Source organism: Microbispora sp. KK1-11 (assembly GCF_006874435.1).
GTDB lineage: Bacteria > Actinomycetota > Actinomycetes > Streptosporangiales > Streptosporangiaceae > Microbispora > Microbispora catharanthi.
Window position 1 is genome coordinate 56882 of record NZ_VIRJ01000023.1, and the last position, 23671, is coordinate 80552.

Below are 23671 nucleotides of genomic sequence, written 5' to 3' on the forward strand. Positions count from 1 at the left end.
CATGGCTCATCCAGGTACCGGTGATACCTGGACAGCCTCCGTGACCTGGGCACACTGGAGGTGTGAACCGACGAGAACTGGCCGACTTCCTGCGCAGCAGGCGCGAGCGGATCAGCCCTGCCGACGTGGGGCTGCCCGCAGGGCCCAGGCGCCGCACCCCGGGGCTGCGGCGTGAGGAGGCGGCGCAGCTGGCGTTCATCTCGACCGAGTACTACACGCGGCTGGAACAGGCCCGCGGTCCGCGCCCGTCGCGCGAGGTGCTGGCCGGGCTGGCCCGGGCCCTGCGCCTGTCGGACGCCGAGCGCGCCCACCTCCACCACCTCGCCGGTGCCCCGCCCGCCCCGCCGCCGGGGCCCTCGCGCGAGGTGCGGCAGAGCATCCTGGACCTGCTGGCGAGGCTGCCGCAGGCCGCCGCGTTCGTGACGTCCGCGACGCTCGAGGTGCTCGCGTGGAACGAGCTGGCGGCCGCCCTCATGGAGGACTTCTCGGCCTTGTCCCGGCGCGACCGCAACCTGGTGCGCCGCGTGTTCCTCGGCCCGCACCGCGAGGGACGGCGGTTGTACGGGGTCTCCGACGCCGACGACTTCGCCCGGCACGCGGCCCGGCGCCTGCGTGCCGCCGCCGGCCGCTACCCCGACGCGCCCGAGGTGACCGGACTGGTGGACGAACTCCTTGCGAAGAGCCCGGAGTTCGCGCGGCTGTGGGCCTCCCACGACGTGGAGGACGGGTCCACGCTGTGCAAGACCTTCCGGCACCCGATGGTCGGCCCGATCACCGTCAACTGCGACGTCCTCGACATCGCCGACCGCGATCAGCAGGTGGTGATCTACACGGCCGTCCCTGGTTCGCCGTCCGACGAGGCGCTGCGGCTGCTGGCGGTCATCGGCACACAGCGCATGGACGCCCCCCGTTGAACATGCACAGCGTCGAGCCGATCCATAAGCGTCGTCAATAGATCCACGGGTGCGGGACGGGACGAGGGGAGGATGCGGGACGTCCTGTTCGACGCATGAGGAGTGGTGATGACGACGTCTTTTCCCGCATCGACCGTGCTGGGGTATCCGCGGATCGGGCCGGATCGCGAGTTGAAGCGGGCGCTGGAGTCGTACTGGGAGGGGCGGTCCAGCCGGGCGGACCTGGAGGAGACCGCGCGGCGGTTGCGTGAGGACACCTGGCGGCGGCTCGCCGCGCTCGGCCTGGAGGGCCTGCCGTCGAACACGTTCTCCTACTACGACCAGGTGCTCGACACGGCGGTGCTGCTGGGCGCGGTGCCCGGGCGTTACCGGCACGACGACGACCTGGCGACCTACTTCGCGATGGCCCGGGGCGCCGAGGGAACCGCCCCGCTTCGCATGACGAAGTGGTTCGACACCAACTACCACTACATCGTTCCCGAGATCGGCCCGGACACGGTCTTCTCCCTCGACGCCGCCAAGCCGCTGGCGGAGGTGCGGGAGGCCCGCGCCCTGGGGCTGGAGACCCGGCCGGTGCTGGTCGGGCCGGTGACGTTCCTGCTGCTGTCGCAGGCCACACCGGACAGTCCTGACGGCTTCGTCCCGCTCGACCGGCTGGACGACGTCGTCGAGGTGTACGCGCTCCTGCTGGCCGAGCTGGCCGCGGAGGGCGTCGGCTGGGTGCAGCTGGACGAGCCCGCCCTGGTCGCCGACCGCACCGCCGCGGAGCTGGCCGCGGTCGAGGCGGCGTACGGACGGCTGGGACGGCTGGAGCACAGGCCCGCGCTGCTGGTCGCCTCCTATTTCGGGGATCTTGGCGACGCGCTGCCCGTGCTGGCCGGAACGCCGGTCGAGGCCGTCGGCCTGGACCTCGTCCGGGGCACGGCCCACGGCGTGGACGCCCTGGCCGGCAAGACGGTCGTCGCCGGCGTGGTGTCGGGCCGGGACGTGTGGCGCACCGACCGGGACCGCGCGCTGGCCACGCTGCACGCCGCGCGGGAGCGCGCCGGGCGGGTCGTGGTGAGCACGTCGTGCTCGCTCCTCCACGTGCCCTACGACGTGGAACGGGAGACCGGCCTCGATCCCGCGCTGCTGCGGCGGCTGGCGTTCGCCGAGCAGAAGGTCGCCGAGGTGGTCGAACTGGCGGCTCTGCTCGCCGCCACGCCCGGTCGTCCCCTGCCCGGACACCCCGCCGCGCACGAACGTCCGCACACCTCCCGGGTCCGGACGGCGCAGGGCCGCGCCCCCTACGCCGTACGGGCCGTGGCGCAGGCCGAGCATCTGAAGCTGCCGCTTCTCCCGGTCACCACGATCGGCTCCTTCCCCCAGACGGGCGAGCTGCGCCGGGCCCGGGCTGCCCTGGCGGCCGGGCAGATCGGCGAGGCGGCCTACGAGAGCATGGTCCGCGCGGAGATCGAGCAGGTCGTCGCGCTGCAGGAGCGGCTGGGGCTGGACGTCCTCGTCCACGGCGAGCCCGAGCGCAACGACATGGTGCAGTATTTCGCCGAGCACCTCGACGGCTTCGCCGTCACCCGGCACGGCTGGGTCCAGTCGTACGGCTCGCGCTGCACCCGCCCGCCCATCCTGCACGGCGACGTGCGGCGGCCGGAGCCGATCACCGTCCGCTGGGCGCGGTACGCCCAGTCGCTGACGAGCAAGCCGGTCAAGGGCATGCTCACCGGCCCGGTGACGATCGTGGCGTGGTCGTTCGTCCGCGACGACCTGCCGCTGCGCGAGGTGGTGTTCCAGGTCGCCGACGCCGTACGGGAGGAGGTGGGCGACCTGGAGGAGGCGGGCATCCGCGTCATCCAGGTCGACGAGCCCGCGCTGCGCGAGCTGGTGCCGCTGCGGCGCGCCGACCAGGCCGCCTATCTGGAGTGGGCCGTCGCGGCCTACCGGTGGGCCACCTCCGGTGCGCGCGAGCACACGCAGATCCATACACACCTGTGCTATTCGGACGCCGACGAGATCCTCGCCGCGATCGACGGCCTCGACGCCGACGTCACGAGCATCGAGTCGGCGCGCTCGCGGGGGCGCCTGCTCGGCGCGGTCGGCGCCTTCCCCAGGGGCTTGGGGCCGGGCGTGTACGACATCCACTCGCCGCGCGTGCCGGGCGCCGACGAGGTGGAGCACCTGCTCACCGAGGCGCTGCGGACGGTGCCCGCCGAGCGGTTGTGGGTCAACCCCGACTGCGGGCTGAAGACCCGCTCGTACGAGCAGGTCGAGGCGGCGCTCGCCAACGTGGTCGAGGCGGCGGCCCGCCTGCGCGAGCGCCACGCCTGAGCGCCGCGCCCGAACGGTGCGGCGACGGACGGCACGCCGGCCTGGAACGGCGTCTACGGGCCGACGCTGACCAGGACGGCGTCGCGGGGATCCCCGGCCAGGCCGCGCACCGCGATGGGAGCGGCCGGGTCGCCCAGCGCGACCTCCACGTGCCGGCGGACCCACGTGCCCTTCGCCAGCGCGTCGCCGAACCGGCCCACCCGGATCAGGCCGAGCGTGTCGTCCCGCGTCTCGTCGGGGACGCGCGCGAGGAAGACGGCCGCGCCGGATCCTTCACCACCGGGTCCTTCACCACCGGGTCCTTCACCACGGGGTCCCTCGACGCCGGCGGGCAGCGGGTCAGCCGCGCTTGGGCGAACTCCGGGGGACCACCAGGCCGGACTCGTAGGCGAAGACGACGAGCTGGGCACGGTCCCGCGCGCCGAGCTTGGTCATCGCCCTGCTCACGTGGGTCTTGGCGGTGAACGGGCTGATCACCATGTGCGCGGCGATCTCCTCGTTGGTGAGGCCGTGCGCGACCAGGGCGACGACCTCCCGTTCGCGGTTGGTGAGCTCCTCGAGAGCGGCCGTCGGCAGGGCGTCGGGCGGGCGGGAGACGTACTCGCTGATGAGCGTCCGGGTGACCGCCGGGGACAGCAGGGCGTCGCCGCGCGCCGCGACCCTGATCGCCTGGAGAAGCTCCACCGGCTCGGTGTCCTTGAGCAGGAAGCCGCTCGCGCCCGCACGCAGCGCGTCGAACACGTAGCGGTCGAGCCCGTAGTTGGTCAGGATCACCACCCGGGTGGCGGCCAGGCGGGGATCGGCGGCGATGCGGCGGGTCGTCTCGATGCCGTCCATCACCGGCATCTGGATGTCCACGAGCGCGACGTCGGGGACGTGCCGCTCGGCCAGCGCCAGGCCCTGGCTGCCGTCGCCCGCCTCGCCGACCACCTCCACGCCGTCCTCGGCGTCGAGCAGCGCCTTGAATCCGGCCCGGATGAGCGCCTGGTCGTCCACCAGCAGCACCCTGATCACGCCGCTCCCTCCGTGGCAGGCAAGGGCAGCTCGGCGTGGATGGTGAATCCGCCGTCCGCCCCCGGACCGGTCTGGAGCCGCCCGCCGAGCGCGGACACCCGCTCCCGCATGCCGGTGAGCCCCACGCCCGCACGAACCGCTTCGGGCCGGACCACGCCGCCCGTCTCGGAGGTCCCGTCCGTTCCGTGTCGTGGTGTCGCCGCGGCGGGCAGACCCCCGCCGTCGTCCTCGACGCGTACGACGAGGGCGTCGGGCAGGTAGCGGACCTGCACGGACGCCGAGGCGGGGCCCGCGTGCCGCGCCACGTTGGTGAGCGACTCCTGCACGATCCGGTAGGCGGCCAGGTCGACCTCGGGCGGCAGAGCGCGGGGCGTGCCGCTGATCGCCAGCGTGGCCGGCACGCCCGCCGACCGCGCCCGCTCGACCAGCTCGCCGATCCTGTCGGCCCGGGCCGTGCCGGGCGCGTCGTCGGGGCCGGGTTCGCGCAGCACCTCCAGCGTCGCGCGCAGCTCCCGCATGGCGTCCGCGCTCGCGTCCTGGATCGCCAGCAGCGCGGCCGGCACGTCGTCGCCCCGCTTGCGCGCCAGATGGACGGCCACGCCGGCCTGCACCTTGATGATCGAGATGCTGTGGGTGAGCGAGTCGTGCAGTTCCCTGGCGATGCGCAGCCGCTCCTCGCCTGCGCGGCGCAGCGCGACCTCCTCGCGGGTGCGCTCGGCCTCGACGGCGCGTTGCTCGGCCTGGCGCAGGTACGCCCGCCGCTGCCGGGAGACGACCCCCGCCACGTTGGCGGCGACGAACCAGCCGACCAGCAGGCCGACCCGGTCGACCACCTCGCGCGGGGTCCGCGCGCCGAGGTCCGACAGCTCCACCAGCAGGACACCGGTGAGGTAGGCGGCGCTGACCGACGCCGCCCACAAGCGCCGGCCCGCGGTGGCCGCGGAGAAGACGGTCATCAGGAGGGGGAAGGCGGTCGCGGTCTCGGGATGCACCCGCAGGGCGTAGGCCAGCATGCAGGCCGCGGCGACGACGAGCGCCGTCACGGGCGCCGTCCGCCGCGCCGCCAGGGCGGCGGACCCGCCCACCAGGAGCAGGTAGCCCGCCACCCCCAGCTGCGCGGGGCCGCTCGGCGAGCCCGGAAGCAGGGTGGCGACCGCGAGCAGCACCGCCACCACAGCCGCGATCGCGGCATCCGCGGCGTAGAACCGGGGACGGCGGGGCCCGGCCTCCGCCCGGTCGTCGGAGAGGGCCGGCCCGTCAGGGAAGGCCAACAGGTCCGCGAACGCCCGCGGGCGGGGCGACGCCGGTGCGCCCACGGTCACCGGTGAGCCGGGGGACGCCAATGGGCTGGGGGACGCCTGCCGTCCGCGATCGCCGTCCATGTCAGAAGGGTAGACCCCGCCCGTTTCGCGCCGCCTCCTCCCGGCGGACCGATCCCGCACTACTCCCGCCGTAGTACGGCCGCCGCCTCGCAGCCGTGCCGGGAGCGGCTCGGAACGCCTTCCGCCGTACGACGACGGGGGCGGCCACGCTCGGCAGGATCGGTCCGCATGACAGCACGACCGATGAGGAGGCCGAGATGCCGACGCCGTACCGCTATGTGACCCCGGTGCCCACGGAGGCGGCGACCGGGCTGATCGCCCAGGTCTACGCCCAGATCGCCAGTGATTTCGGCATGGCCCGCATGCCGCTGTTCCTGACGTTGTCCCCGGCTCCCGAGGTGCTCGCTCCCACATGGGCGATGCTGCGTGAGTCGCTGCTCGCCGGGCAGGCCCCGAGGGCGGCCAAGGAGGTCGTCGCCACCGGGGTCTCCCTCGCCAACAAGTGCCCGTTCTGCGTCGACGCGCACACCGTGCTCCTGCACGCGACCGGCGAGCACGAGCTGGCCGAGACCGTCGCGCGCGGGGACAAGCCGTCCGATCCTGAGCACGCCCGGCTGCTCGCCTGGGCCACCGGCACGGCCACGTCCGGGCAGGCGCCGCCGTGCCCGGACGGTCACGCGGCCGAGTACATCGGCACGGCCCTCGCCTTCCACTTCATCAACCGGATGGTGTCGTCGCTGCTGACCGACGACCTCCTGCCCGCCGGCCTGCAGCGGTCCCGGCTCGTACGCGGCCTGGGCGGCAGGGCCCTAGCCAGGACGGTACGCCGCAGGCTGCCGCAGGGCGAGGCGCTGCCGCTGCTGCGTGGGCTGCCGTCGGGCCCGGTGCCGGCGTGGGCGGCGGGCACCCCGGCCGGGACCGCGTTCGCCGCGCTGCGGGCCGCGGCGGGGGAGGGAGTCCATCTGCTGGGCGACACGGCCAGGGAGGCGGTTGTGGAGGCCGTCGCGGACTGGGACGGCGACCACCCTTCGCTGTCCGGCTGGCCGTCCGGTCCGCTGGCGGACGTCGCACCCGCACAGCGCCCGGCGGCCAAGCTCGCCCTGCTGGCCGCCCTCGCGCCCTATCGGGTGACCGACGCCGACGTCGCCGCATGGCGGGAGGCCGGGGGCGGCCGGTCCGACGCCGACCTCGTGCGGCTGCTGGCGTTCGGGGCGATCACCGCCGTCCGCCGGATCGAGGCCGCCCTCGCCGTGCCGGCCTCCTGACATCGGGCGGCTCTCAGGAGGCGGGGACGCAGACCGCGCGGCGGTATCTGCCCGGGGAGATCCCGTGCTCGCGTTTGAACGCGTTCCCGAACGCGAACTCCGAGCCGTACCCGACCCGCCTGGCCACCTCCGCCACGGAAGCGTCCGTCTCCTGCAGCAGGCGGGCGGCCGTGGACAGCCGCCACCAGGTGAGATAGGCCAGGGGCGGCTTGCCGACCAGGTCGGTGAAGCGGCGGGAGAACGCGGCCCGGGACAGGCCGGCGCGCTCGCCGAGCGACTGGACGGTCCACGAGTGGGCGGGGTCGCGATGAATGGCGTCGAGGGCGGCGCTGACGGCCGGGTCGGCGAGGGCGGCGGCCCATCCAGAGTGGGAGCAATAGGATCCCTCGGCCTCGAACCAGGCCCGCAGGATGTAGAGCTGAAGGATGTCGAGCAGGGACGAGACCACGGTGTCCGCGCCCAGGCGGGGGCCTTCGATCTCCCGGGTGAGCAGGTCCACCGCGGCGCGCAGCTCGGGATGACGGCCGAGCCGGGCGGGCAGGTGGATCACGGCCGGCAGTGACCGCAGGCTGGGGTGGGTCCTGGCGTGGTCGAGCCGATACCCGCAGCAGAGTGTGACCGTCTCGGCCCCGGAGCCGCCGAAGGCGGCCGAACCGATCATGCCGGCGTCTCGGTAGGGGTCGCAGACGGGCTCGGCCAGGGGAGTCTCGAGGCTGTCGGCCAGGGCGTACCCGTCACCCTGAGGGAGGAACACCACGTCTCCCATGCTCAGGGCGACGGGCTCTCCCTCGGACGGGAGGAACCAGCAGGACCCGCGCAGAACCACCTGGAAGGTCGCCGAGCCGGGCTCCGCGGGGAAGCGCTGTCCCCAAGGGGCCCGCCAGGAGACGCGCGCGGAGCGCGGACGGCCTGTACGCATGATGGCGATGACGTCGCTCAGGACATCCATGCGGAAAGTCTAGGCGGCAAGACTCTCGCGTATAAATGCCATATCTACACGCATTGGTCTTCTCTCGGCCGCTTCCTAGAGTTGTCGTCACACGCCGCGGGCCCCGGCGCCGAATCCCCCTCCTCCAGGGAAAGAGACCACTCGCATGATCAAAGTAGGTGTCATCATCGGCAGCACCCGCCCCGGCCGCAACGGCGCGGCGGTCGCCCGCTGGGTTCACGACCTGGCCGTCAAGCGCGGCGACGCCGAGTACGAACTGGTCGACCTCGAGGACTACGCGCTGCCGCACCTCGACGAGCCGCTGCCCGCGGCGGCCGGGCAGTACGAGCATGCCCACACCAGGAGGTGGTCGCAGGCGGTCGCCGCCCTCGACGCGTTCGTCTTCGTGACCCCCGAGTACAACCGCTCGACCTCGGGCGCCCTCAAGACCGCGATCGACTTCCTGTATGCGGAATGGGCGAACAAGGCCGCCGGGTTCGTCGGCTACGGCGTGGACGGCGGCGCACGCGCCATCGAGCACCTGCGCCAGATTCTCGCCACGGCCAGCGTGGCGGGCGTGGCGCCGCAGGTCACGCTCTCCATCCGCGACGACTTCGAGAACTTCTCCGATTTCCGGCCCGCTGCCCGGCACGAGGATTCCGTGCGGCTGATGCTCGACGACGTCGTCTCATGGGCGCAGGCCCTGCGGACCGTCAGGGTCTGACGAGCGGACGACCGCGGGCGGCGGAGGTCAGACCTCCAGCTCGCCGGACCATATGGTCACGGCGTGGCCGGCGAGTTCGACGCGGTCACCGCGCAGGGTCGTGCGCACGGTCCCGCCGCGCCGCGACACCTGCTCTCCGACGAGCGCGTCCCGGCCGAGCCTGCCCGACCAGTGCGGCGCGAGCACGCAGTGGGCCGAACCGGTGACCGGGTCCTCCGGCACGCCCACCCTGGGGCCGAAGAACCGGGAGACGTAGTCGGCGGAGGTGCCCTCGCCGGACGCCGTCACGATGACCCCCCGGGCCTCGACCTCGGCCAGCCGCGCCATGTCGGGGTCGGCGGCCCGGACGTCCTCGGCCGAACCGACCTCGACCAGCAGGTCGAACTCGCTGCGGCCGGTCCACACCGGCGTGACGCCGAGAGCCTCTACAAGGCCGTCGGGCGGCGGGCACGGCGCGGCCTGCTTCGCCGGGAAGTCCATCGCGATCAGCTCGCCGTCCGCCTGCTCGGTCGCGAGCACGCCGCTCTTCGTGTCGAACTCCAGCCGCCCCGACTCCCCCTGGGAGTAGAGGACGTGCGCGGTGGCCAGGGTGGCGTGCCCGCACAGGGCGACCTCGACCGCGGGGGTGAACCAGCGCAGCGACCGCGGCCCCTCGTCCCGCTCCAGCACGAAGGCCGTCTCCGAATGGCGCATCTCGGCGGCCACCGCCTGCATCCACTCGTCCGGAACGATCTCGTCGAGGAGGCAGACCGCGGCGGGATTGCCCCGGAACGGCCGGTCGGTGAAGGAGTCCACGGTGAAGATGCGCATGTCTGCGGATTCTACGGTCGCCCGCCTTCACCAGCGGGACGGGCGAGCGCGGCGAGGGTCTCCCGGGCGACCTGGAGCTCCTCGCGGGGCCGTACGACGAGGACCGGCAGGCGCGCGCCCGGCGGGCTGACTACGCGATCCCGGTCCACGTCGGTCACGGCGGGCGGCTCGACGCCGAGGAGCGACAGCCTGCCGCACACGGCCTTGCGCACCTCGGGCTGGTCCCAGCCGATCTCGCCGGTGAACACGAGCGCGTCGAGCCGGTCGAGGGCGGCGGTCGAGGCGGCGATCTCCCGGCTAACCCGGTAGGCGAACACGTCGAGCGCCAGGGCGGCGGCCTCCCCGGACGAGGCGACCAGGTCGCGGGTGTCGCCGGACAGGCCGCCGGAGAGCCCGAGCAGGCCGGAGTCGTGCTCCAGCCCGTCGCGCAGCTCCTCCAGCGTGAGGCGTGAGCCCGACAGCAGCCACAGGAGCATGCCGGGATCGACGCTGCCGGAACGCTTGCTCATGGGCACGCCCTCCAACGGCGTGAACCCCATCGAGGTGTCCACACTGCGGCCGTCGCGCACGGCGCAGACCGAGCAGCCGCCGCCGAGATGCGTGAGGACCAGGTCGACCTCTCCGGCCGGGCGGGAGAGCAGTTCGGCCGCCCGGTGGGTCGCCCACGCGTACGACAGCCCGTGGAATCCGTAGCGGCGCAGGCCCCACCGGCGCCGCCACTCGGCGGGCAGGGCGTAGGTCGCGGCGGCGGCGGGCAGCCCGGCGTGGAAGGCGGTGTCGGGACACAGCACGTGCGGCACGGACGGCAGCACCCGCCGGGCCGCCTCGACCAGCGCGAGCGCGGGCGGCACGTGCAGTGGCGCGAGGTCGGCGTATTCGCGCACGGCCCGCACCACGTCGTCGTCGGCGACCGCCGGCGCGCGGACGGCCTCGCCGCCGTGGACGAGCCGGTGACCGACGGCGGTCACCTCGGCGCCCGCCTCGGACAGGAAGTCCGACAGCGTACGCTCGGCCGTGGCGGGGTCCGGGCTGTGCTCGCTGTGCTCGGTGCGCAGCACGCGGCCGTCCCGCACCAGATGCAGCTGGAGGCTGCTGGAACCCGCGTTGACGGTGAGCACGGTCGGTGTCATGGCGTCCGTCTTTCCGGCGACCCGGCGGGCAAACCCCGGCAGGCCGCCGGACAGAGCGGTCGGGGAGATCGCGGGCCGGGGAGATTACGGACGCACGGCGCAGAGCAGGCGGTTGTCGCCGCGCTGCCACAGCGTCCCGATCTCGGCGAAGCCCGCCGCGCGGAGGGCCTCGACGTGGGTGGACAGGTGGAGCGACTCCGAGCCGTGGTGTGCCGCGGTGGCCGGCCGGGGCGCCGCGACACCGGCGAGCTCGGGGTCGGCGGCGATCGCGTCCCACCACTGGCGCCAGTCCTCGGGACGGCCGCCGGCGAAGCGCCGCCGCTCCTCGCTCTCGTGGACGGCCCGCTCCAGCCGCGCCAGCGCCGGAGTCGTGTCCTCGGAGCTGAAGTGGTCGCCGTTGAGGAACAGCCCGCCCGGGCGCAGCACGGTCGCGAGCTCGGCGTACACGGCGCGCAGGTCGTGCTCGGCCAGCCAGTGCAACGCGGTCGTGCTCACCGCCGCGTCCGCCGGGCGGTCGAGGCCGAGCGCCCGGCTCCATCCCGGTTCGCGCAGGTCCAGGTCGGCGAGGCGCAGGCCGTCGCGGTCGCCGTACGCCGCCCTGGCGAGCGACAGCAACAGAGGATCGGCGTCGACGGCGACGATCCTGGCCTGGGGAAGGCGGTCCAGCAGGCGGGCCGACAGCGAGCCGGGGCCGCAACCGAGGTCGATCACCAGGGGATCCGGGCGGCCCACGCCGGCCTCGACGGCGTCGATCAGCGCGGTGAAGCGCTCCTCCCGGTCGGGCAGGTAGCCCTCCTGCTGGCGGTCCCAGCGGTCGATCCACCGGGTGGCCACGTCGAACGTGAGCATGCCGTCTCCTTGTAACTGGCGTGTATGCTTTCGGCAGTTACAACGTAGAACGCAAAGGCGTAACTGGTCAAGTGAATTTCAACAGTCACACTGATGGTGTGGTGGCGGTCGCCGTCGGCCTGGTCAACGCGCTGACCGAAGGCGAGGCGCGGGGCCGGTCGTACGAGCCGCCGACGGGAGAGGCGCGGGCCGCCGTGATCGCCGACGTCCTCGCGACCGGCGACAGGCGGGCGCCCCAGGTCACCGAAGCGGAGGCGGGTGCGCTCGCCGAGGTCGCGGGGCGGCTGCGCGGCGTGTTCGAGGCGGTGACGCGAGGCGACGTGGACGCGGCGGCGCTCACCGTGAACGGACTGCTGGCGGAGACCGACGCGCGCCCGCACCTCGACCGGCACGATGGGGAGCCCTGGCACCTGCACTTCCACGGCGCGGGCGGCACCCTGGCCGGAAACTACGCGGCCAGTTGCGCGACCGGCCTCGCCGTGGTGCTCGGCAGCGAGCTGCACGACCGGCTCGGCGTGTGCACCGCGCCGCACTGCGACCGTGTGTACGTGGACACCTCCCGCAACGGCACCCGCCGCTTCTGCTCCACGGCCTGCCAGAACCGGGTCAAGACGGCCGCGTTCCGGGCGCGCGGCGCCTGACCGCTCCGCCGCGCGCCCCGCCCGAACAGCGCCGAACGCCAGGTCCGATCGCCGCAGGACCTCCGGGCGCCGTTGTCGGCATGCTCGACACCATGAACGAGATCAACGACATGAACGGCAAGGCGGCCCTGGTCACCGGGGGCGGCAGGGGAATCGGCGCTGCGGTCGTCCTCAAGCTGGCCGAGCGCGGCGCGGACGTGGCGCTGACCTACGAGCGCGACGAGGACAGCGCGGCCGCCGTGGCCGAGAAGGTGAAGGGGATGGGCCGGCGGGCGCTGGTCATCCGTGCCGACAACGGCGACGCCGCGGCGGTCGCCGCGGCCGTGGACGAGGCCGCCGCGGAGTTCGGCCGGCTCGACGTCCTCGTGAACAACGCGGCGGTCTTCCACGTCGCGCCGATCGAGGACCTGGGGCCGGACGAGGTCGACCGTACGCTCGCGGCCAACGTGCGCGGGCCGTTCCTGGCCGCGCGGGCGGCGGCGGGCCACATGGCCGAGGGCGGCCGGATCATCACGATCGGGAGCAACGTCGCCGAGCGGACCGTCTTCCCGGGCTTCGCCCTGTATGCCATGAGCAAGACGGCCATGACCGGAATGACCAAGGGGCTCGCCCGCGACCTCGGGCCGCGCGGCATCACCGTCAACCTCGTCAACCCGGGCCCGACCGACACCGCCTCGAACCCGGCGGACAGCCCCATGGCCGACACGGTCCGGGGACTGACGGTCCTCGGCCGCTACGCGGAGCCGGACGACATCGCCGAGACCGTGGCCCACCTGGCGGGCGACGGCGGGCGCTACGTCACCGGCGCGACGATCAACGTCGACGGCGGCTGGGCCGTCTGACGTCCGCCCGGGCGCACCGCCCGGGCGAGGGCCCGGCCCGCCGGCCGCCGCGGGACGGGGGAGACGGGATGTCAGGCGTCGTCGGCTTCGACGTCGGCGACCACGCACGAGATGTTGTCGGGTCCGCCGCCCTCGTTGGCCAGCTCGATGAGCCGGTGGACCGTCTCCTGCGGATCGGCCACGGTGGTGAGCACGTGGTGCAGCGCCTCGGGTTCGAGCACGGAGGTGAGCCCGTCGGAGCACAGCAGGTAGCGGTCGCCCGGGAACGCCTCGCGCAGCGACAGGTCGGGCTCGGCCAGGCCGCTCGTCTCCAGCGCCCGCAGCAGCAGGGAACGGCGCGGATGGCGGGCGGCCTGGTCGGGGCTCATACGCCCGTCGTCCACCAGCGACTGCACCAGCGTGTGGTCGCGCGTGATCTGGTAGAGCGCGCCGTCACGCAGCATGTACGCCCGCGAGTCGCCCACATGGGCCAGGGCGAACTTCCCCTGCCCGTCCCACAGCATCGCGGTGACCGTGGTGCCCATCCGTTCGAGTGCCGGGTCCTGCGCGGCGAGGTCCCCCAGGCGCTGCCCCGCCTCCCGTACGGCGTCCGCGAGGGCGGCCGCGGGGTCGGCGGGAGCCGGACCGTCCTCCAGCCTGGCCAGCGTCGCGATGACGGCCGCACTGGCGACCTCGCCGTGTCCGTGTCCGCCCATCCCGTCGGCGATGGCGAGCAGGCGCTCGCCGGCGTGCACCGAATCCTCGTTGTTGGCACGCGAGCGCCCGACGTCAGACCCAGCGGCGTACCGAATACGGTTGTGCGTCATGGTTTTGAGTAAACCATTGGTTGAGTCACTTCACAAGCACAGTGCTAGGCTCGTGTTCATGAGCCACGACGCCCAGGCGGACAACACGGCGGACACGACGGCACGCCCGGCCGCCGCCGCGAGCCCGCTCGAGGCCGCCGTCGAAGCGGCGGTCGAAGCGACCGTGAACGCGGGCGACATCGCCCGGCTCGCCGACGTCGGCAGGGCCGCGGTCAGCAACTGGCGCCGCCGGTACGAGGACTTCCCCCAACCGGTCGGAGGTACCGCCTCCAGCCCGCTTTTCTCGCTTCCCGAGGTGGAGGCGTGGCTGCGCAGGAACGGCAAGTCGTTCGAGGTGTCCCAGGGCGACCGCGTCTGGCAGCGGCTGCGCGCGTCGGCCGACGACCTGCGCCTCGGCGAGGTGCTGGGGGAGGTCGGGGCGTTCCTGCTCTACACGCTCCGCGATCCCGACGGCTGGAAGCGGCTGTCCGCCGCCCCCGACTTCGCCGTACGGCTCCCGCGCGTGGTGGCCGAGACGACCGCCGACCTGCCCCCGCGCGCGGGGGACGCGACGCCGGTCGAGCCCGGCCTGCTCCGGCTGGTCGCAGGGATGGCCGAGCGGAACGGCGCGGCCGCCACGTTCGAGTTCCTCTGCGAGCGGTACGCCGAGGCGCACAGCCGCAGGCTGGCGCTGACCCGGCCGGACGTGGCCGCACTGATGACCCGGCTGGCCTGCCCAGGGGCGCGCACGGTGCTCGACCCGGCGTGCGGCATGGGCACGCTCCTGCTGCACGCGGCCGGGGCCGCTGGGGCGGGAGACGAGGTGCGGCTGCTCGGCCAGGACGCCAACGAGACGGTCGCGCTGCTCGCGGCGCTGCGGCTGCTGCTGCGCGGGCGGGACGCCCGGGTCGTTCTCGGGGACGCGCTGCGGCACGACGCGTTCCCTCCGGACCGGCCGATGGACGGGCTCGGGGACGCGCTCGCGGACGCGGTGGTGTGCGACCCGCCGTTCAACGAGCGGGCCTGGGGCCACGAGGACCTCATCGGCGATCCGCGCTGGCAGTACGGCATGCCTCCGCGGGGTGAGCCGGAGCTGGCCTGGGTGCAGCACTGCCTCGCCCACGTGCGGCCCGGCGGGTTTGTGGCCGTCCTGATGCCGGCCGCCGCCGCGAGCCGCCGCCCGGGACGCCGCATCCGGGCGAACCTGCTGCGGACGGGCGCGCTGCGCGCGGTCTTCACGCTGGCGCCCGGGGGCCCCGACCTGTGGCTGCTGCGCCGTCCCGAGCCCGGGGAGCGGCAGCCCGGCGCGATCCTGGTGGCCGACGCGGGAGACGACCCGGCCTCCGCCGAGGCGGTCTGGCGGGCCCACCTCGCGAAGACCGAGCTCCCGCTCGGTGGCCGCACGGTCAGGATCATCGACATCCTCGACGACGAGGTGGACGTGAGCCCGGCGCGGCACCTGTCACCCCGGGTCGACACGCGGGGCTTTCCCGCGGACCGGGAGCGCTTCCGGGAGGCGATCGCGGCGCTGGCCGACGACGTGCCCGACCTGGAGGTGCTCACCGGCGGCGCGGCGGGCTGGGACGCGTCGTGGGCGACCGTGGCCGAGATGGCCAGGTCCGGGCTGGTCTCCATCAGGCACTCGACGCTGCGGGCGCTGCCCGCCGATGCTTCCGACGGCGAGACGTCCGAGGGCGGGCTGTCCGAGGGCGGGGCGCCCGATGGTGGTGGGGTGCCCGTGCTGACGGCCGACGACGTCGCGGCCGGGACGGCGCCGTCGCGGCGGATCCCGCGTGCCCCCGGCCTGGTCGCCGTACGCCCGGGAGACGTCGTGGCGTCGGCCGTCACCGCCCGGGTGGTCGCGGGGGAGGGGGCGGTCCTGGGCCCCCATCTCAGCCTTTTCCGCGTCGATCCAGGCAAGGTGGATCCCGAGTTCCTCGCCGGGTTCCTGCGCTACGCGGCGGGCGGCGGCCGGCCGCATCTGGGCAGCAGCCGCGTGGAGGCCCGCCGGGCCCGCGTCCCCCAGCTTCCCCTGGGCGTCCAGCGGACGTACGGCACGGCCTTCCGGCGGCTGCTCGCGCTGGAGGACGGCCTGCGCGAGGCGGCCGCCGTGGGTGAGGCGCTCGCGCGGCTCGGCGTCGAGGGGCTGATCGACGGACGCCTCCGCCCTCGTGGGTGACGCGGTCGGCAGCTCCCCAGCTGAGAGAGTCCTGTCCACCCGGCCGCTGAGCCCGAGCATCGCGGACGAATCCGGTAGCTTTTTCCCCGATAGGCCGACGGGAGGGGCGCATGGTCATCGGCGACCGGTATGAGCTGGACGACCTCCCCCTGGGGCAGGGCGGCATGGGCGCCGTGTACGGCGGGCACGACCGGCGGCTCGACCGCAAGGTGGCGGTGAAGTTCCTGCGGCTGCCCGACGGCCCGGACGAGGAGTTGCAGCGCCGCTTCATCCGCGAGGCGCGGATCCTCGCGAAGCTCGATCACCCGGGCGCGCCCGTGCTGTACGACTTCGGCACCTACGAGCAGCGGCTCTTCCAGGTCATGCAGTTCATCGAGGGCGTGACGGTGGCCGACCTGCTGAGCGAGCACGGCCCGCTGCCGGTGCCGTGGGCCGCGGCGATCGCCGCCCAGGCGTGCGCCGTGCTGACCGCCGCCCACGAGCTGTCGATCTGCCACCGCGACCTCAAGCCGACCAACCTCATGCTCTGCCCGGACGGCAGCGTGAAGCTGCTCGATTTCGGGCTCGCCATGCTGCGCGAGGCGGACGTCGCGGGGTTGACGGCGCAGTTCACCCGGATCGGGCAGATCCTGGGCACTCCGGCGTACATGTCCCCCGAGCAGATCCAGCGGGGTGTCGCCGGGCCGAAGAGCGACCTGTACTCCCTCGGCTGCGTGCTGCACGAGATGCTGACCGGCAACCAGCTGTTCACCGGGCCCACGGAGTACGCCGTGTTCGACAAGCAGGTGAAGGAGCAGCCGCCCCGGGTGCCGGGGGTCCCCGCCGAGCTGGACGGCCTCATCGCCGAACTCCTGGAGAAGGAGCCGGACAACCGGCCGCCCGACGCGCACGCGCTGTTCGAGCGGCTGCAGCCGTTCGCGGTCGACCTGCCCCCGCTGCCCGGCTTCCTCAACCCGTCGTCGGTCGCCAGCCCCGGGCGCATGTACGCCCAGATGGTCGGCCGCGTCCGCTGAAGGGTCCGCCGGAAGCGCTCACGCGCGCCAGGCCGTCAGGACCTCCTCGACCCGGGGACGGATCCGCTCGCGGGCCGTCATCCGCGGTGTCCCGGCCATCAGCAGCTCGTCGTAGTCGGTGTCCAGGTGGCGCACGCTCGCGATCACGGCGAGCGTGATGGCGTTCTCGTCCAGCATGCGGGCGGCGGCGGTGCGGCCCACCCGCCCGCTGCCGCGTACGGCGGCGTGCGCGGCGATGGCCTCGGCCCGCTCGGCCGGGCAGCGGGGGAACAGGCGGCGGATCTGCGCCGCCATCCTCGTCTGGAACTCGGCGTCCTCATCGGCGCGGCGCTCGCGGTCGCGTTCGCGGCGGCGCAGCCGCGCCTCCTCGTCGGCCAGGCACTGCTCCTCGGCCCGCGTCAGCGCCTCCTCCTCGACCAGGACGCCGAGCCGCTCGTATCTCTTGCGCCGCCGGTTGAAGCGGACCACCACGGCCGACAGGCCGCTCTCCTTCTTGGCGCGGCGGCTCAGCGCCGCGTTTCCCGCCGGGAGGAAACACAGGTGGTCCATGTCGGCGCAGGTCAGGCAGTGCGGCCGGTCGTCCTCCATGATCAGGTAAGGTCCGGTGTCCCCGCACCCGGCGCAGGTCCACGCCTCCGGCGACGCCACGGCCACGAGGTCGGGGGCCTTGCTGTGCCGTTCGGTGATCTGCCGCCGCCGCGCCTCGCTCAGCTCCGGTGAGAGCCAGTGGACGCGGAAGGCGCGCTCCAGGTCCTCGTCGCCCGCCGCCGTGAAGCGCAGCGGCCGCCGGTCGCGGGTGCCCGCCGTGTACGCCGCCTCGCTCTCCACCAGGTCGCGGGACAGGGCCCAGGCGCGCAGATGCGACAGGGCCTCGGCCATCCGGCCGGTGTCCACCGCGGCCAGCCGTTCCAGGCTGTCGGCGCGGCCCTGCCGCCAGGTCTCCACATGGCGGTCGTGCAGCCACCGCAGGCCGGTGAGGACGTCGATCGGGGTCACGTACTTGCGGGTGGCCAGGGCGATCTCCGCCGCCTGGGCCACCCGTCCGCCGAGCTTGCTGCGCATTCCTCCAAGACTGCCCTATGCCGGGGTGCGCGTACGCCGGTTCACGGCGGCCAGCAGCCCCACGGCCGCCAGGCTGGAGATCGTGGCCGACCCGCCGTACGACACGAACGGCAGCGGCAGGCCCGCGACCGGCAGCAGGCCCATGGTCATCCCCACGTTCACGAACGTCTGGAACGCCAGCCAGCACACCACCCCGCCGGCCACCGCCCTGCCGAACGGCGAGGGGCTCTTGGCCGCGATCCACAGGCCGCGCCACAGCAGGGCGAGCATCAGCAGGATCACGCAGGAGGCGCCGAGGAAGCCGAGCTCCTCGCCCGCGACCGTGAAGATGAAGTCGGTGTGCTGCTCCGGCACGAAATGGCCCGCCGTCTGCTCGCCGTGGAACAGGCCCTTGCCGAGCAGGCCCCCGGAGCCGATCGCGATCCTGGCCTGGGTGGCGTTGTAGCCCATGCCCATCGGGTCGGCGTCCGGGTCGGCCAGCACCATCAGGCGCTGGAGCTGGTAGGGCCGGATGAGGTCGAGCCGCCACACCAGGAGCAGCCCGGCGGCCCCGGCGGCGGCGAACGCCGCGAACCACCTCTTGGGCGCGCCGGACACCACGATCATCCCGGTGGTCAGCACCAGGAAGACGAGCGCGGTGCCGTGGTCGGGCTGCAGCGCGATCAGCCCGACCGGCAGCGCGGCGAGGCCCAGGGCGAGCAGCACGGCCCCGGCGCCCGGCCTGCGCTCGCCGTCGCGCGGCTCGCCCAGCGCCGTCGCGAGCGCGAGCACCGTGGCCGCCTTGGCGAACTCCGACGGCTGGAACTGCAGCCCGTCGCCGAGCACGATCCAGGCGTGCGATCCGTTGATCGTGCGGCCCAGCGGGGTCAGCACGGCGACCAGCCCGGCCAGCCCGAGCAGGTACAGCACCGGGACGTAGGCCCGCAGCACCCGCAGGTCGATCCGCGAGACGGCCCACATGAGCACGAAGCCGATGCCCACGCTGAGCGCCTGCCGCTGCGGCAGCGTCGAGCCCGGCTCGTTGCGGGTGGCCGACCATACGAGCAGCAGCCCGATCGCCGACAAGGCCGCCGCGGGCAGCACCAGCCCCCAGGCGGGGAAGAAGGCGAGGCGCGCCCACGCCCTGCGCCTGGTCGCCCGGCTCGCCGGCAGCCGTAAGGACAGGGGACCGAGCGCCGTCATCGCGCGCCTCCAACCAGCTGAGCCGTGTCCGTCTGATCCGTGCCTGTCATCGCGCGCCACCCGCCTGGGCGAACGCGACCGGAGGCAGGGAGGCGGACCGCGTCCCCCTGTCGTCCTTCTTGTGCTTCTTGCTCTTCTTGTCGTGCTTCTTTCCGTCGTGCTTCTTCGCGTGATGGGTGAGGGCGGCGATGCCCTCCCAGATCTCCCTGGCGGCGGGGGCCGCCGTTGTCCCGCCCGTGCCGCCCTGCGAGACGACGACCACCACGACATACTTGGGCTTCTTCACCGGGCCGAAGGAGGCGAACCACGAGGTGTCCTGCCTGCCGTACGCCTCGGCGGTGCCGGTCTTCCCCGCGACCGGCAGGCGCGTGAACCGGTAGCCCTCGAACGCGCCCGCGGCCGTGCCGGTGCGCGGCACGCCGGCGAGCGAGTCGCGGATGAACCGCAGCGTCTTGCGCGAGGCGTCGATCTTCCCCACGACCGGCGGGGTGATCGTGCGGACCACGGTGCCGTCGGGGCGCACGACCTGCTTGCCGATCCTGGGGCTGAAGACCGTGCCGCCGTTGGCGAGCGCGGCGTACCCACGGGCGAGCTGGAGCGGCGTCACCAGCACGTCGCCCTGGCCGATCGAGAAGTTGGCCGCGTCGCCGGCCCACCAGACCCCGCCGGAGCGGCAGTTGTCGGCGGCGAGCGCCTTGAGGTAGGCCGCCCGCCTGCGGTCGGACATCTCCGGATAGCCGGTCTTGGCGCGGCGGCAGGAGTCCGCCTTGGTCCGCTCCCAGTTGGCCCTCTTCCAGGCGCGGTCGGGCACCCTTCCCTGAGCCTCGTGGGGCAGGTCGACGCCGGTGGGGGTGCCGAACCCGAACTCCCTGGCCATCGCCTGCATCGGGTCCTTGGGGTGTTCGACCGGCTTGAGCCCTCCGTCGCGCTGCCACAGCTTCTCCGCGAAACGGTAGAAGATCGTGTCGCAGGACACCACCAGGGCCCGGTGCATGTCCATCCGGCCCAGTTCGGCGCTCTCGAAGTTGTGGAACACCCGGCCGCCGATCTTGTAACCGCCCGGGCAGTCGTAGGAGGCCCGCAGCGAGTAGCCCGCCTTCGCCGCCGCGGCCGTCGAGGTCACCTTCCAGGTGGAGCCCGGCGGCCACTGCCCCTGCACGGCGGCGCTGACCAGCGGCAGGTCTTCGTAGTCGTGCTGGGAGATGCCCCCGGTCCACACGCCCGGGTCGTAGGTGGGATAGTCGGCGATCGCCGTCACCCGCCCGGTCTTCGCCTCCAGCACCACCGCCGCGCCGCTGTCGGCGGGCTCGCCCCGCTTGCGCGCGGCGGTCACGGCCCGGGCCAGCGCCCGTTCTGCCACCTCCTGGATGCGCGCGTCGATGCTGGTCACCAGCGTGTCCCCGGCCACGGCGGCCTCCTCGCGGATCAGGCCGGTGACCTTGCCCGTGCTGTCCACCGCCACCTCCCTGATTCCGGTGCGCCCGGCCAGCTCGCGGTCGTACTGCGCTTCGAGGCCGTCGCGGCCGATCAGCTCCGGGCCGCCCTCGGGGTCGTCGGGGGAGGGCGGCTGCAGGTAGCCGAGCACGTGCGCCGCGGCCGAGCCGAGCGGGTAGGTCCTGACCGGCCGCAACGCGGTGCTGACGCCGGGGAACTCGTCCTGCCGCTCCGCGATCCACAGCGCCGTGCGCACGCTCACGTCGTCCGCGACGACGATCGGCTGGTACGGCGAGCCGGGCCAGCACGGCCGGGGCACGCCCGCGGCGCACAGCCGGGCCCGGTCGGCGATCTCCTGGTAGGGCCGGCCCAGGGCCCGGGCGAGCCGGGTCAGCACGTCCTTCCCGCCGTCGGGCTGGTGGATGAGGGCCATGTAGTCCACCGACACCTGCGGTTTGGTCTCGTTGGCCACCAGCGCCCGGCCGCGTACGTCGAGGATCCGCCCCCGCACCGGAGGCAGGACGACCGAGCGCGCCCGGGACTCCGTGGCCGCCTTGACGTACGACGGGCCGGTGACGATCTGGAGGAACCACAGCCGCCCGAGCAGGGTCAGCATGAGCGCGGTCACCACCACGAACACGAGCGCGAGGCGGCCCTGGGGTCGGTTACGACCCCCTTTCAGAGGGCGCTGCCTGCCGCTCCTACGCAAGCCGCCTCCCCCGCGCGTACGGATCACGTGAACCGTCCCGTGATCTCGGCACCCGCCCGAACGACCGGCGCCGAGGCAGCAGGGCGAGCGCCGCCGCCGCGAGCGCGGCCAGGCCGACGGTCCAGGCGACGGCGCCGGGCGCGAGGGCCGTGCCCCACGGCGTGCCGTCGAGCAGGGCCGCGAGCACGCCCCCGGCGAGCGTCGCGCCCAGGGCCACGGCGGCGGCGACGGCGGCGCGCCGTCCGGCCGTGCCGTCCGCGGCGACCCGTGCGCACACCCACCCGGCAAGGCACATGACGAGGGCGAGCCGTCCTATGGTGTGGTCGGCGGGCGGCGCGACGTCGGCGGCCAGGCCCGCGGCGAATCCCAGGAACGCGCCCGCTCCTCCCCCCGCCGCGCCCCGCTCCGGCAGACCCCTGCCCTCCGGCCCGGGCCGCAGATGCGGCGCGAGCGCGATGACGGCGACCAGCACGATGTCGGGGTGGCCGCCGGGCAGCGACAGCCCGTTGACCACGGCGACCTGCAGCACCGGTGCGACGAGGACGACGAGCACGGACAGGACGACCGCCTTCATCACGCCCCCTTCGCCTTCTTCGAGCCGCTCTTCGCGGCGTCCGCGCCCCCGGCTTCGTCCCCAGCCTCGTCCTCGGCCTTGGTCGCGCCCTTGCCGGCGGAGGCGTCCACCGCCGCGCCGTCCGGCTGCGGTCCCAGCACCACGGTGACGAGGTCGAGCGCGGAGAACCGGGCGAAGGGACGCACGAGCGCGGTCCTGGTCAGCGCGTCCGGCGCGGGCTCGACCGTGACCACCGTGCCGATCGGCACGTCCGGCACGTACGGCCGCATGTCGCGCGAGCCCAGCGTCACCACCCGGTCGCCGGGCTTCACCTCGGCGGAGGGGTTGAGCAGGCTCAGCCGCAGCAGACCGCGCTCGGGGACGCCGGTCACCAGGCCGACCTCCCGCGAGCCCTCGAGCCGGGCCCCGATCGAGGCGCCGGAGGCCGTGGCGAGCTGGACCGTCGCCGTGCCGGGACCGGACCGCAGGATCCGGCCGACCAGCCCGTCGCCGTCGAACACGGTCATGTCGCGGTCCACGCCGCCGTCGGAGCCGGTGTCGACGGTGACCGTGCCGTCCCGGCCGAATCCGATGACGTGGGCCGACGCGACCCGGTAGCCGTCCGCCTGAGCGGGGGACGGGATCGTGCGGCGGGCGGCCAGCAGGTCGGCGCGCAGCCGGGCGTTCTCCCGTTCGAGCTCCTCCAGGCGCCGCTCGCCCGACGCCCAGCGGACGCCGGCGGACGCCGCGTCCTCCAGTCCGCCGTACACGGCCGACCCGAACGCACGCAGCGGTTCGAGCGGGGTGACGGTGTCGGCTGCGATCAGGGCGGCGGAGACGAGCGCCAGCAGCGCGGGCGCCCGGCGACCGGCGGCCCTCATCGACGCGTTTCGGGGAGGAACACGTCCTGCATGTCGTCGAAGCGCTCGACGCACCGGCCCGCGCCCAGCACCACCGACTGGAGCGGCTGGTCGACGAGGTGGATCGGCATGCCGATGGCCTTTTCGAGCCGTTCGGCAAGCCCGTCGAGCAGCGCGCCGCCGCCGGTCAGCACGATGCCGTTGTCGATCAGGTCGCCCGCCAGCTCGGCCGGGCACTGGTCCAGTGTGTTCTGCACGGCGTCGACGATCGTCTGGACCTGGTCTTCGATCGCCTCCCTGACCTGCGCCCGGTTGATCGTCGCGGTCTTGGGCAGGCCGGTCACGAGGTCGCGGCCCCGGATCGGCAGCGGTGTGGTGTCGTCGCCGCCCGGCCGTGCGCTGCCCAGCTTGATCTTGATGTGCTCGGCCGTGCGCTCCCCGAGCATCAGGGAGTGCTCCTTCTTGACGTAGTTGACGATCGCCTCGTCGAGCTCGTCGCCGCCGACCCGCACGGACTTCGACACGACCACCCCGCCGAGCGAGACGATCGCGACCTCCGTCGTGCCGCCGCCGATGTCCACCACCATGTTGCCGGTCGTGTCGCCCACGTTGAGTCCCGCGCCGATCGCCGCGGCCATCGGCTCCTCGATGATGTGGACGCGGCGGGCGCCCGCCTCGTACGCCGCCTCCCTGACCGCGCGCTGCTCGACGCTCGTGGTGCCGCTCGGCACGGCGACGACGACCCGGGGCTTGGCCAGGTAGCGGTTCTTGTGCGCCACCTGGATGAAGTGCCGCAGCATGCGCTCGGCCGCGTCGAGGTCGGCGATCACGCCGTCCTTGAGCGGGCGCAGCGTGGCGATGTGGGGCGGGGTCCGCCCGATCATCTCCTTCGCCGCGGTCCCGACCGCCACGATCCTGTCCGTGTGCAGGTTGATCGCCACCACCGACGGCTCGTCGAGGACGACGCCCTTCTTGCGTACGTACACGAGCGTGTTGGCCGTGCCGAGATCGACCGCCATGTCCCGGCCGAGCAATCCCCACGGGAAACCCATCGCCGACCAGCTTTCAGAGAGGAGGGAGAGCACGCGTGATCGCTGCCCGGCGGCCCCGCCTCTAAACAGAACGGTCCCTCC

22 protein-coding genes are annotated in these 23671 nt (G+C 73.9%); 8 read left to right on the forward strand and 14 right to left on the reverse strand.

Annotated features, from left to right (window positions below; translation table 11 throughout):
• Window positions 1–62: 62 nt before the first annotated feature.
• Together FLW16_RS28325 and metE are read left to right on the forward strand one after the other, a co-directional pair.
• Window positions 63–914: a helix-turn-helix transcriptional regulator gene (locus FLW16_RS28325; protein ID WP_142563187.1), complete on the forward strand. Its 852-nt coding sequence runs from the start codon at window positions 63–65 to the stop codon at window positions 912–914.
• Between the two features lie 108 nt (window positions 915–1022).
• Window positions 1023–3236 carry a 5-methyltetrahydropteroyltriglutamate--homocysteine S-methyltransferase gene (gene metE, locus FLW16_RS28330; RefSeq protein WP_142563188.1) on the forward strand — a complete coding sequence of 738 codons (2214 nt, stop codon included), beginning with the start codon at window positions 1023–1025 and terminating at the stop codon, window positions 3234–3236.
• Between the two features lie 53 nt (window positions 3237–3289).
• On the opposite strand, the gene FLW16_RS43945 is transcribed toward metE, so the two are convergent.
• From FLW16_RS43945 to FLW16_RS28340, 3 genes are all read right to left on the reverse strand, one after another.
• Window positions 3290–3436 carry a hypothetical protein gene (locus tag FLW16_RS43945; protein ID WP_185949626.1) on the reverse strand — a complete coding sequence of 49 codons (147 nt, stop codon included), beginning with the start codon at window positions 3434–3436 and terminating at the stop codon, window positions 3290–3292.
• Window positions 3437–3575: 139 nt separating this feature from the next.
• Window positions 3576–4250, reverse strand: coding sequence for a response regulator transcription factor (locus FLW16_RS28335; protein WP_185949627.1), 675 nt, complete (start codon window positions 4248–4250; stop codon window positions 3576–3578).
• Window positions 4247–5632 (reverse strand): sensor histidine kinase, encoded by a 1386-nt coding sequence (locus FLW16_RS28340; protein ID WP_142563189.1) that lies wholly within the window; start codon window positions 5630–5632, stop codon window positions 4247–4249. The genes FLW16_RS28335 and FLW16_RS28340 overlap by 4 nt, the downstream gene beginning before the upstream one ends.
• Window positions 5633–5727: 95 nt before the next feature.
• Between FLW16_RS28340 and FLW16_RS28345 the strand changes: the two genes are divergently transcribed.
• Window positions 5728–6837 carry a carboxymuconolactone decarboxylase family protein gene (locus FLW16_RS28345; protein ID WP_260615651.1) on the forward strand — a complete coding sequence of 370 codons (1110 nt, stop codon included), beginning with the start codon at window positions 5728–5730 and terminating at the stop codon, window positions 6835–6837.
• A gap of 13 nt (window positions 6838–6850) precedes the next feature.
• Here the strand turns inward: FLW16_RS28345 and FLW16_RS28350 are convergent, their stop codons facing one another.
• The gene (locus FLW16_RS28350; protein WP_142563190.1) at window positions 6851–7786 is read right to left on the reverse strand and encodes an AraC family transcriptional regulator; all 936 of its coding nucleotides are present in this window, start codon (window positions 7784–7786) and stop codon (window positions 6851–6853) included.
• Between the two features lie 145 nt (window positions 7787–7931).
• On the opposite strand from FLW16_RS28350, the gene FLW16_RS28355 reads away from it, so the two are divergent.
• Window positions 7932–8489 (forward strand): NADPH-dependent FMN reductase, encoded by a 558-nt coding sequence (locus FLW16_RS28355; RefSeq protein WP_142563191.1) that lies wholly within the window; start codon window positions 7932–7934, stop codon window positions 8487–8489.
• A 27-nt stretch (window positions 8490–8516) separates the two neighbouring features.
• Here FLW16_RS28355 and FLW16_RS28360 read toward each other — a convergent pair whose 3' ends face one another.
• From FLW16_RS28360 to FLW16_RS28370, 3 genes are all read right to left on the reverse strand, one after another.
• Window positions 8517–9299: a PhzF family phenazine biosynthesis protein gene (locus tag FLW16_RS28360; protein ID WP_142563192.1), complete on the reverse strand. Its 783-nt coding sequence runs from the start codon at window positions 9297–9299 to the stop codon at window positions 8517–8519.
• Between the two features lie 11 nt (window positions 9300–9310).
• On the reverse strand, window positions 9311–10429 hold the full coding sequence (locus tag FLW16_RS28365) for an acetate/propionate family kinase (protein WP_142563193.1): 1119 nt from the start codon (window positions 10427–10429) through the stop codon (window positions 9311–9313).
• A gap of 84 nt (window positions 10430–10513) precedes the next feature.
• Window positions 10514–11278, reverse strand: a complete 765-nt coding sequence (locus tag FLW16_RS28370; protein ID WP_142563194.1) for a trans-aconitate 2-methyltransferase — start codon at window positions 11276–11278, stop codon at window positions 10514–10516.
• Between the two features lie 98 nt (window positions 11279–11376).
• Between FLW16_RS28370 and FLW16_RS28375 the strand changes: the two genes are divergently transcribed.
• Together FLW16_RS28375 and FLW16_RS28380 are read left to right on the forward strand one after the other, a co-directional pair.
• The gene (locus tag FLW16_RS28375) at window positions 11377–11919 is read left to right on the forward strand and encodes a CGNR zinc finger domain-containing protein (protein ID WP_260615653.1); all 543 of its coding nucleotides are present in this window, start codon (window positions 11377–11379) and stop codon (window positions 11917–11919) included.
• Window positions 11920–12011: 92 nt separating this feature from the next.
• On the forward strand, window positions 12012–12761 hold the full coding sequence (locus tag FLW16_RS28380; RefSeq protein WP_142563196.1) for an SDR family NAD(P)-dependent oxidoreductase: 750 nt from the start codon (window positions 12012–12014) through the stop codon (window positions 12759–12761).
• Between the two features lie 71 nt (window positions 12762–12832).
• On the opposite strand, the gene FLW16_RS28385 is transcribed toward FLW16_RS28380, so the two are convergent.
• On the reverse strand, window positions 12833–13567 hold the full coding sequence (locus FLW16_RS28385) for a PP2C family serine/threonine-protein phosphatase (RefSeq protein WP_142563197.1): 735 nt from the start codon (window positions 13565–13567) through the stop codon (window positions 12833–12835).
• Between the two features lie 58 nt (window positions 13568–13625).
• On the opposite strand from FLW16_RS28385, the gene FLW16_RS28390 reads away from it, so the two are divergent.
• Window positions 13626–15725 carry an N-6 DNA methylase gene (locus tag FLW16_RS28390; RefSeq protein WP_142563198.1) on the forward strand — a complete coding sequence of 700 codons (2100 nt, stop codon included), beginning with the start codon at window positions 13626–13628 and terminating at the stop codon, window positions 15723–15725.
• Between the two features lie 110 nt (window positions 15726–15835).
• Entirely contained in the window at window positions 15836–16738 is a 903-nt protein-coding gene (locus FLW16_RS28395; RefSeq protein ID WP_142563199.1) for a serine/threonine-protein kinase, read from the forward strand.
• Window positions 16739–16756: 18 nt separating this feature from the next.
• Here FLW16_RS28395 and FLW16_RS28400 read toward each other — a convergent pair whose 3' ends face one another.
• The 6 genes from FLW16_RS28400 to FLW16_RS28425 all read right to left on the reverse strand — a co-directional run bounded on the left by FLW16_RS28400 (window position 16757) and on the right by FLW16_RS28425 (window position 23590).
• The gene (locus FLW16_RS28400) at window positions 16757–17800 is read right to left on the reverse strand and encodes a DUF2293 domain-containing protein (RefSeq protein WP_142563200.1); all 1044 of its coding nucleotides are present in this window, start codon (window positions 17798–17800) and stop codon (window positions 16757–16759) included.
• 15 nt (window positions 17801–17815) lie between these two features.
• Window positions 17816–18982 carry a rod shape-determining protein RodA gene (rodA, locus tag FLW16_RS28405; RefSeq protein WP_142563201.1) on the reverse strand — a complete coding sequence of 389 codons (1167 nt, stop codon included), beginning with the start codon at window positions 18980–18982 and terminating at the stop codon, window positions 17816–17818.
• A 46-nt stretch (window positions 18983–19028) separates the two neighbouring features.
• The gene (mrdA, locus tag FLW16_RS28410) at window positions 19029–21056 is read right to left on the reverse strand and encodes a penicillin-binding protein 2 (protein ID WP_260615655.1); all 2028 of its coding nucleotides are present in this window, start codon (window positions 21054–21056) and stop codon (window positions 19029–19031) included.
• Window positions 21057–21117: 61 nt separating this feature from the next.
• On the reverse strand, window positions 21118–21699 hold the full coding sequence (locus tag FLW16_RS28415) for a hypothetical protein (RefSeq protein WP_142563202.1): 582 nt from the start codon (window positions 21697–21699) through the stop codon (window positions 21118–21120).
• Window positions 21699–22559: a rod shape-determining protein MreC gene (gene mreC, locus FLW16_RS28420; RefSeq protein ID WP_142563203.1), complete on the reverse strand. Its 861-nt coding sequence runs from the start codon at window positions 22557–22559 to the stop codon at window positions 21699–21701. The genes FLW16_RS28415 and mreC overlap by 1 nt, the downstream gene beginning before the upstream one ends.
• Entirely contained in the window at window positions 22556–23590 is a 1035-nt protein-coding gene (locus FLW16_RS28425) for a rod shape-determining protein (protein WP_260615657.1), read from the reverse strand. The genes mreC and FLW16_RS28425 overlap by 4 nt, the downstream gene beginning before the upstream one ends.
• Window positions 23591–23671: the final 81 nt, after the last annotated feature.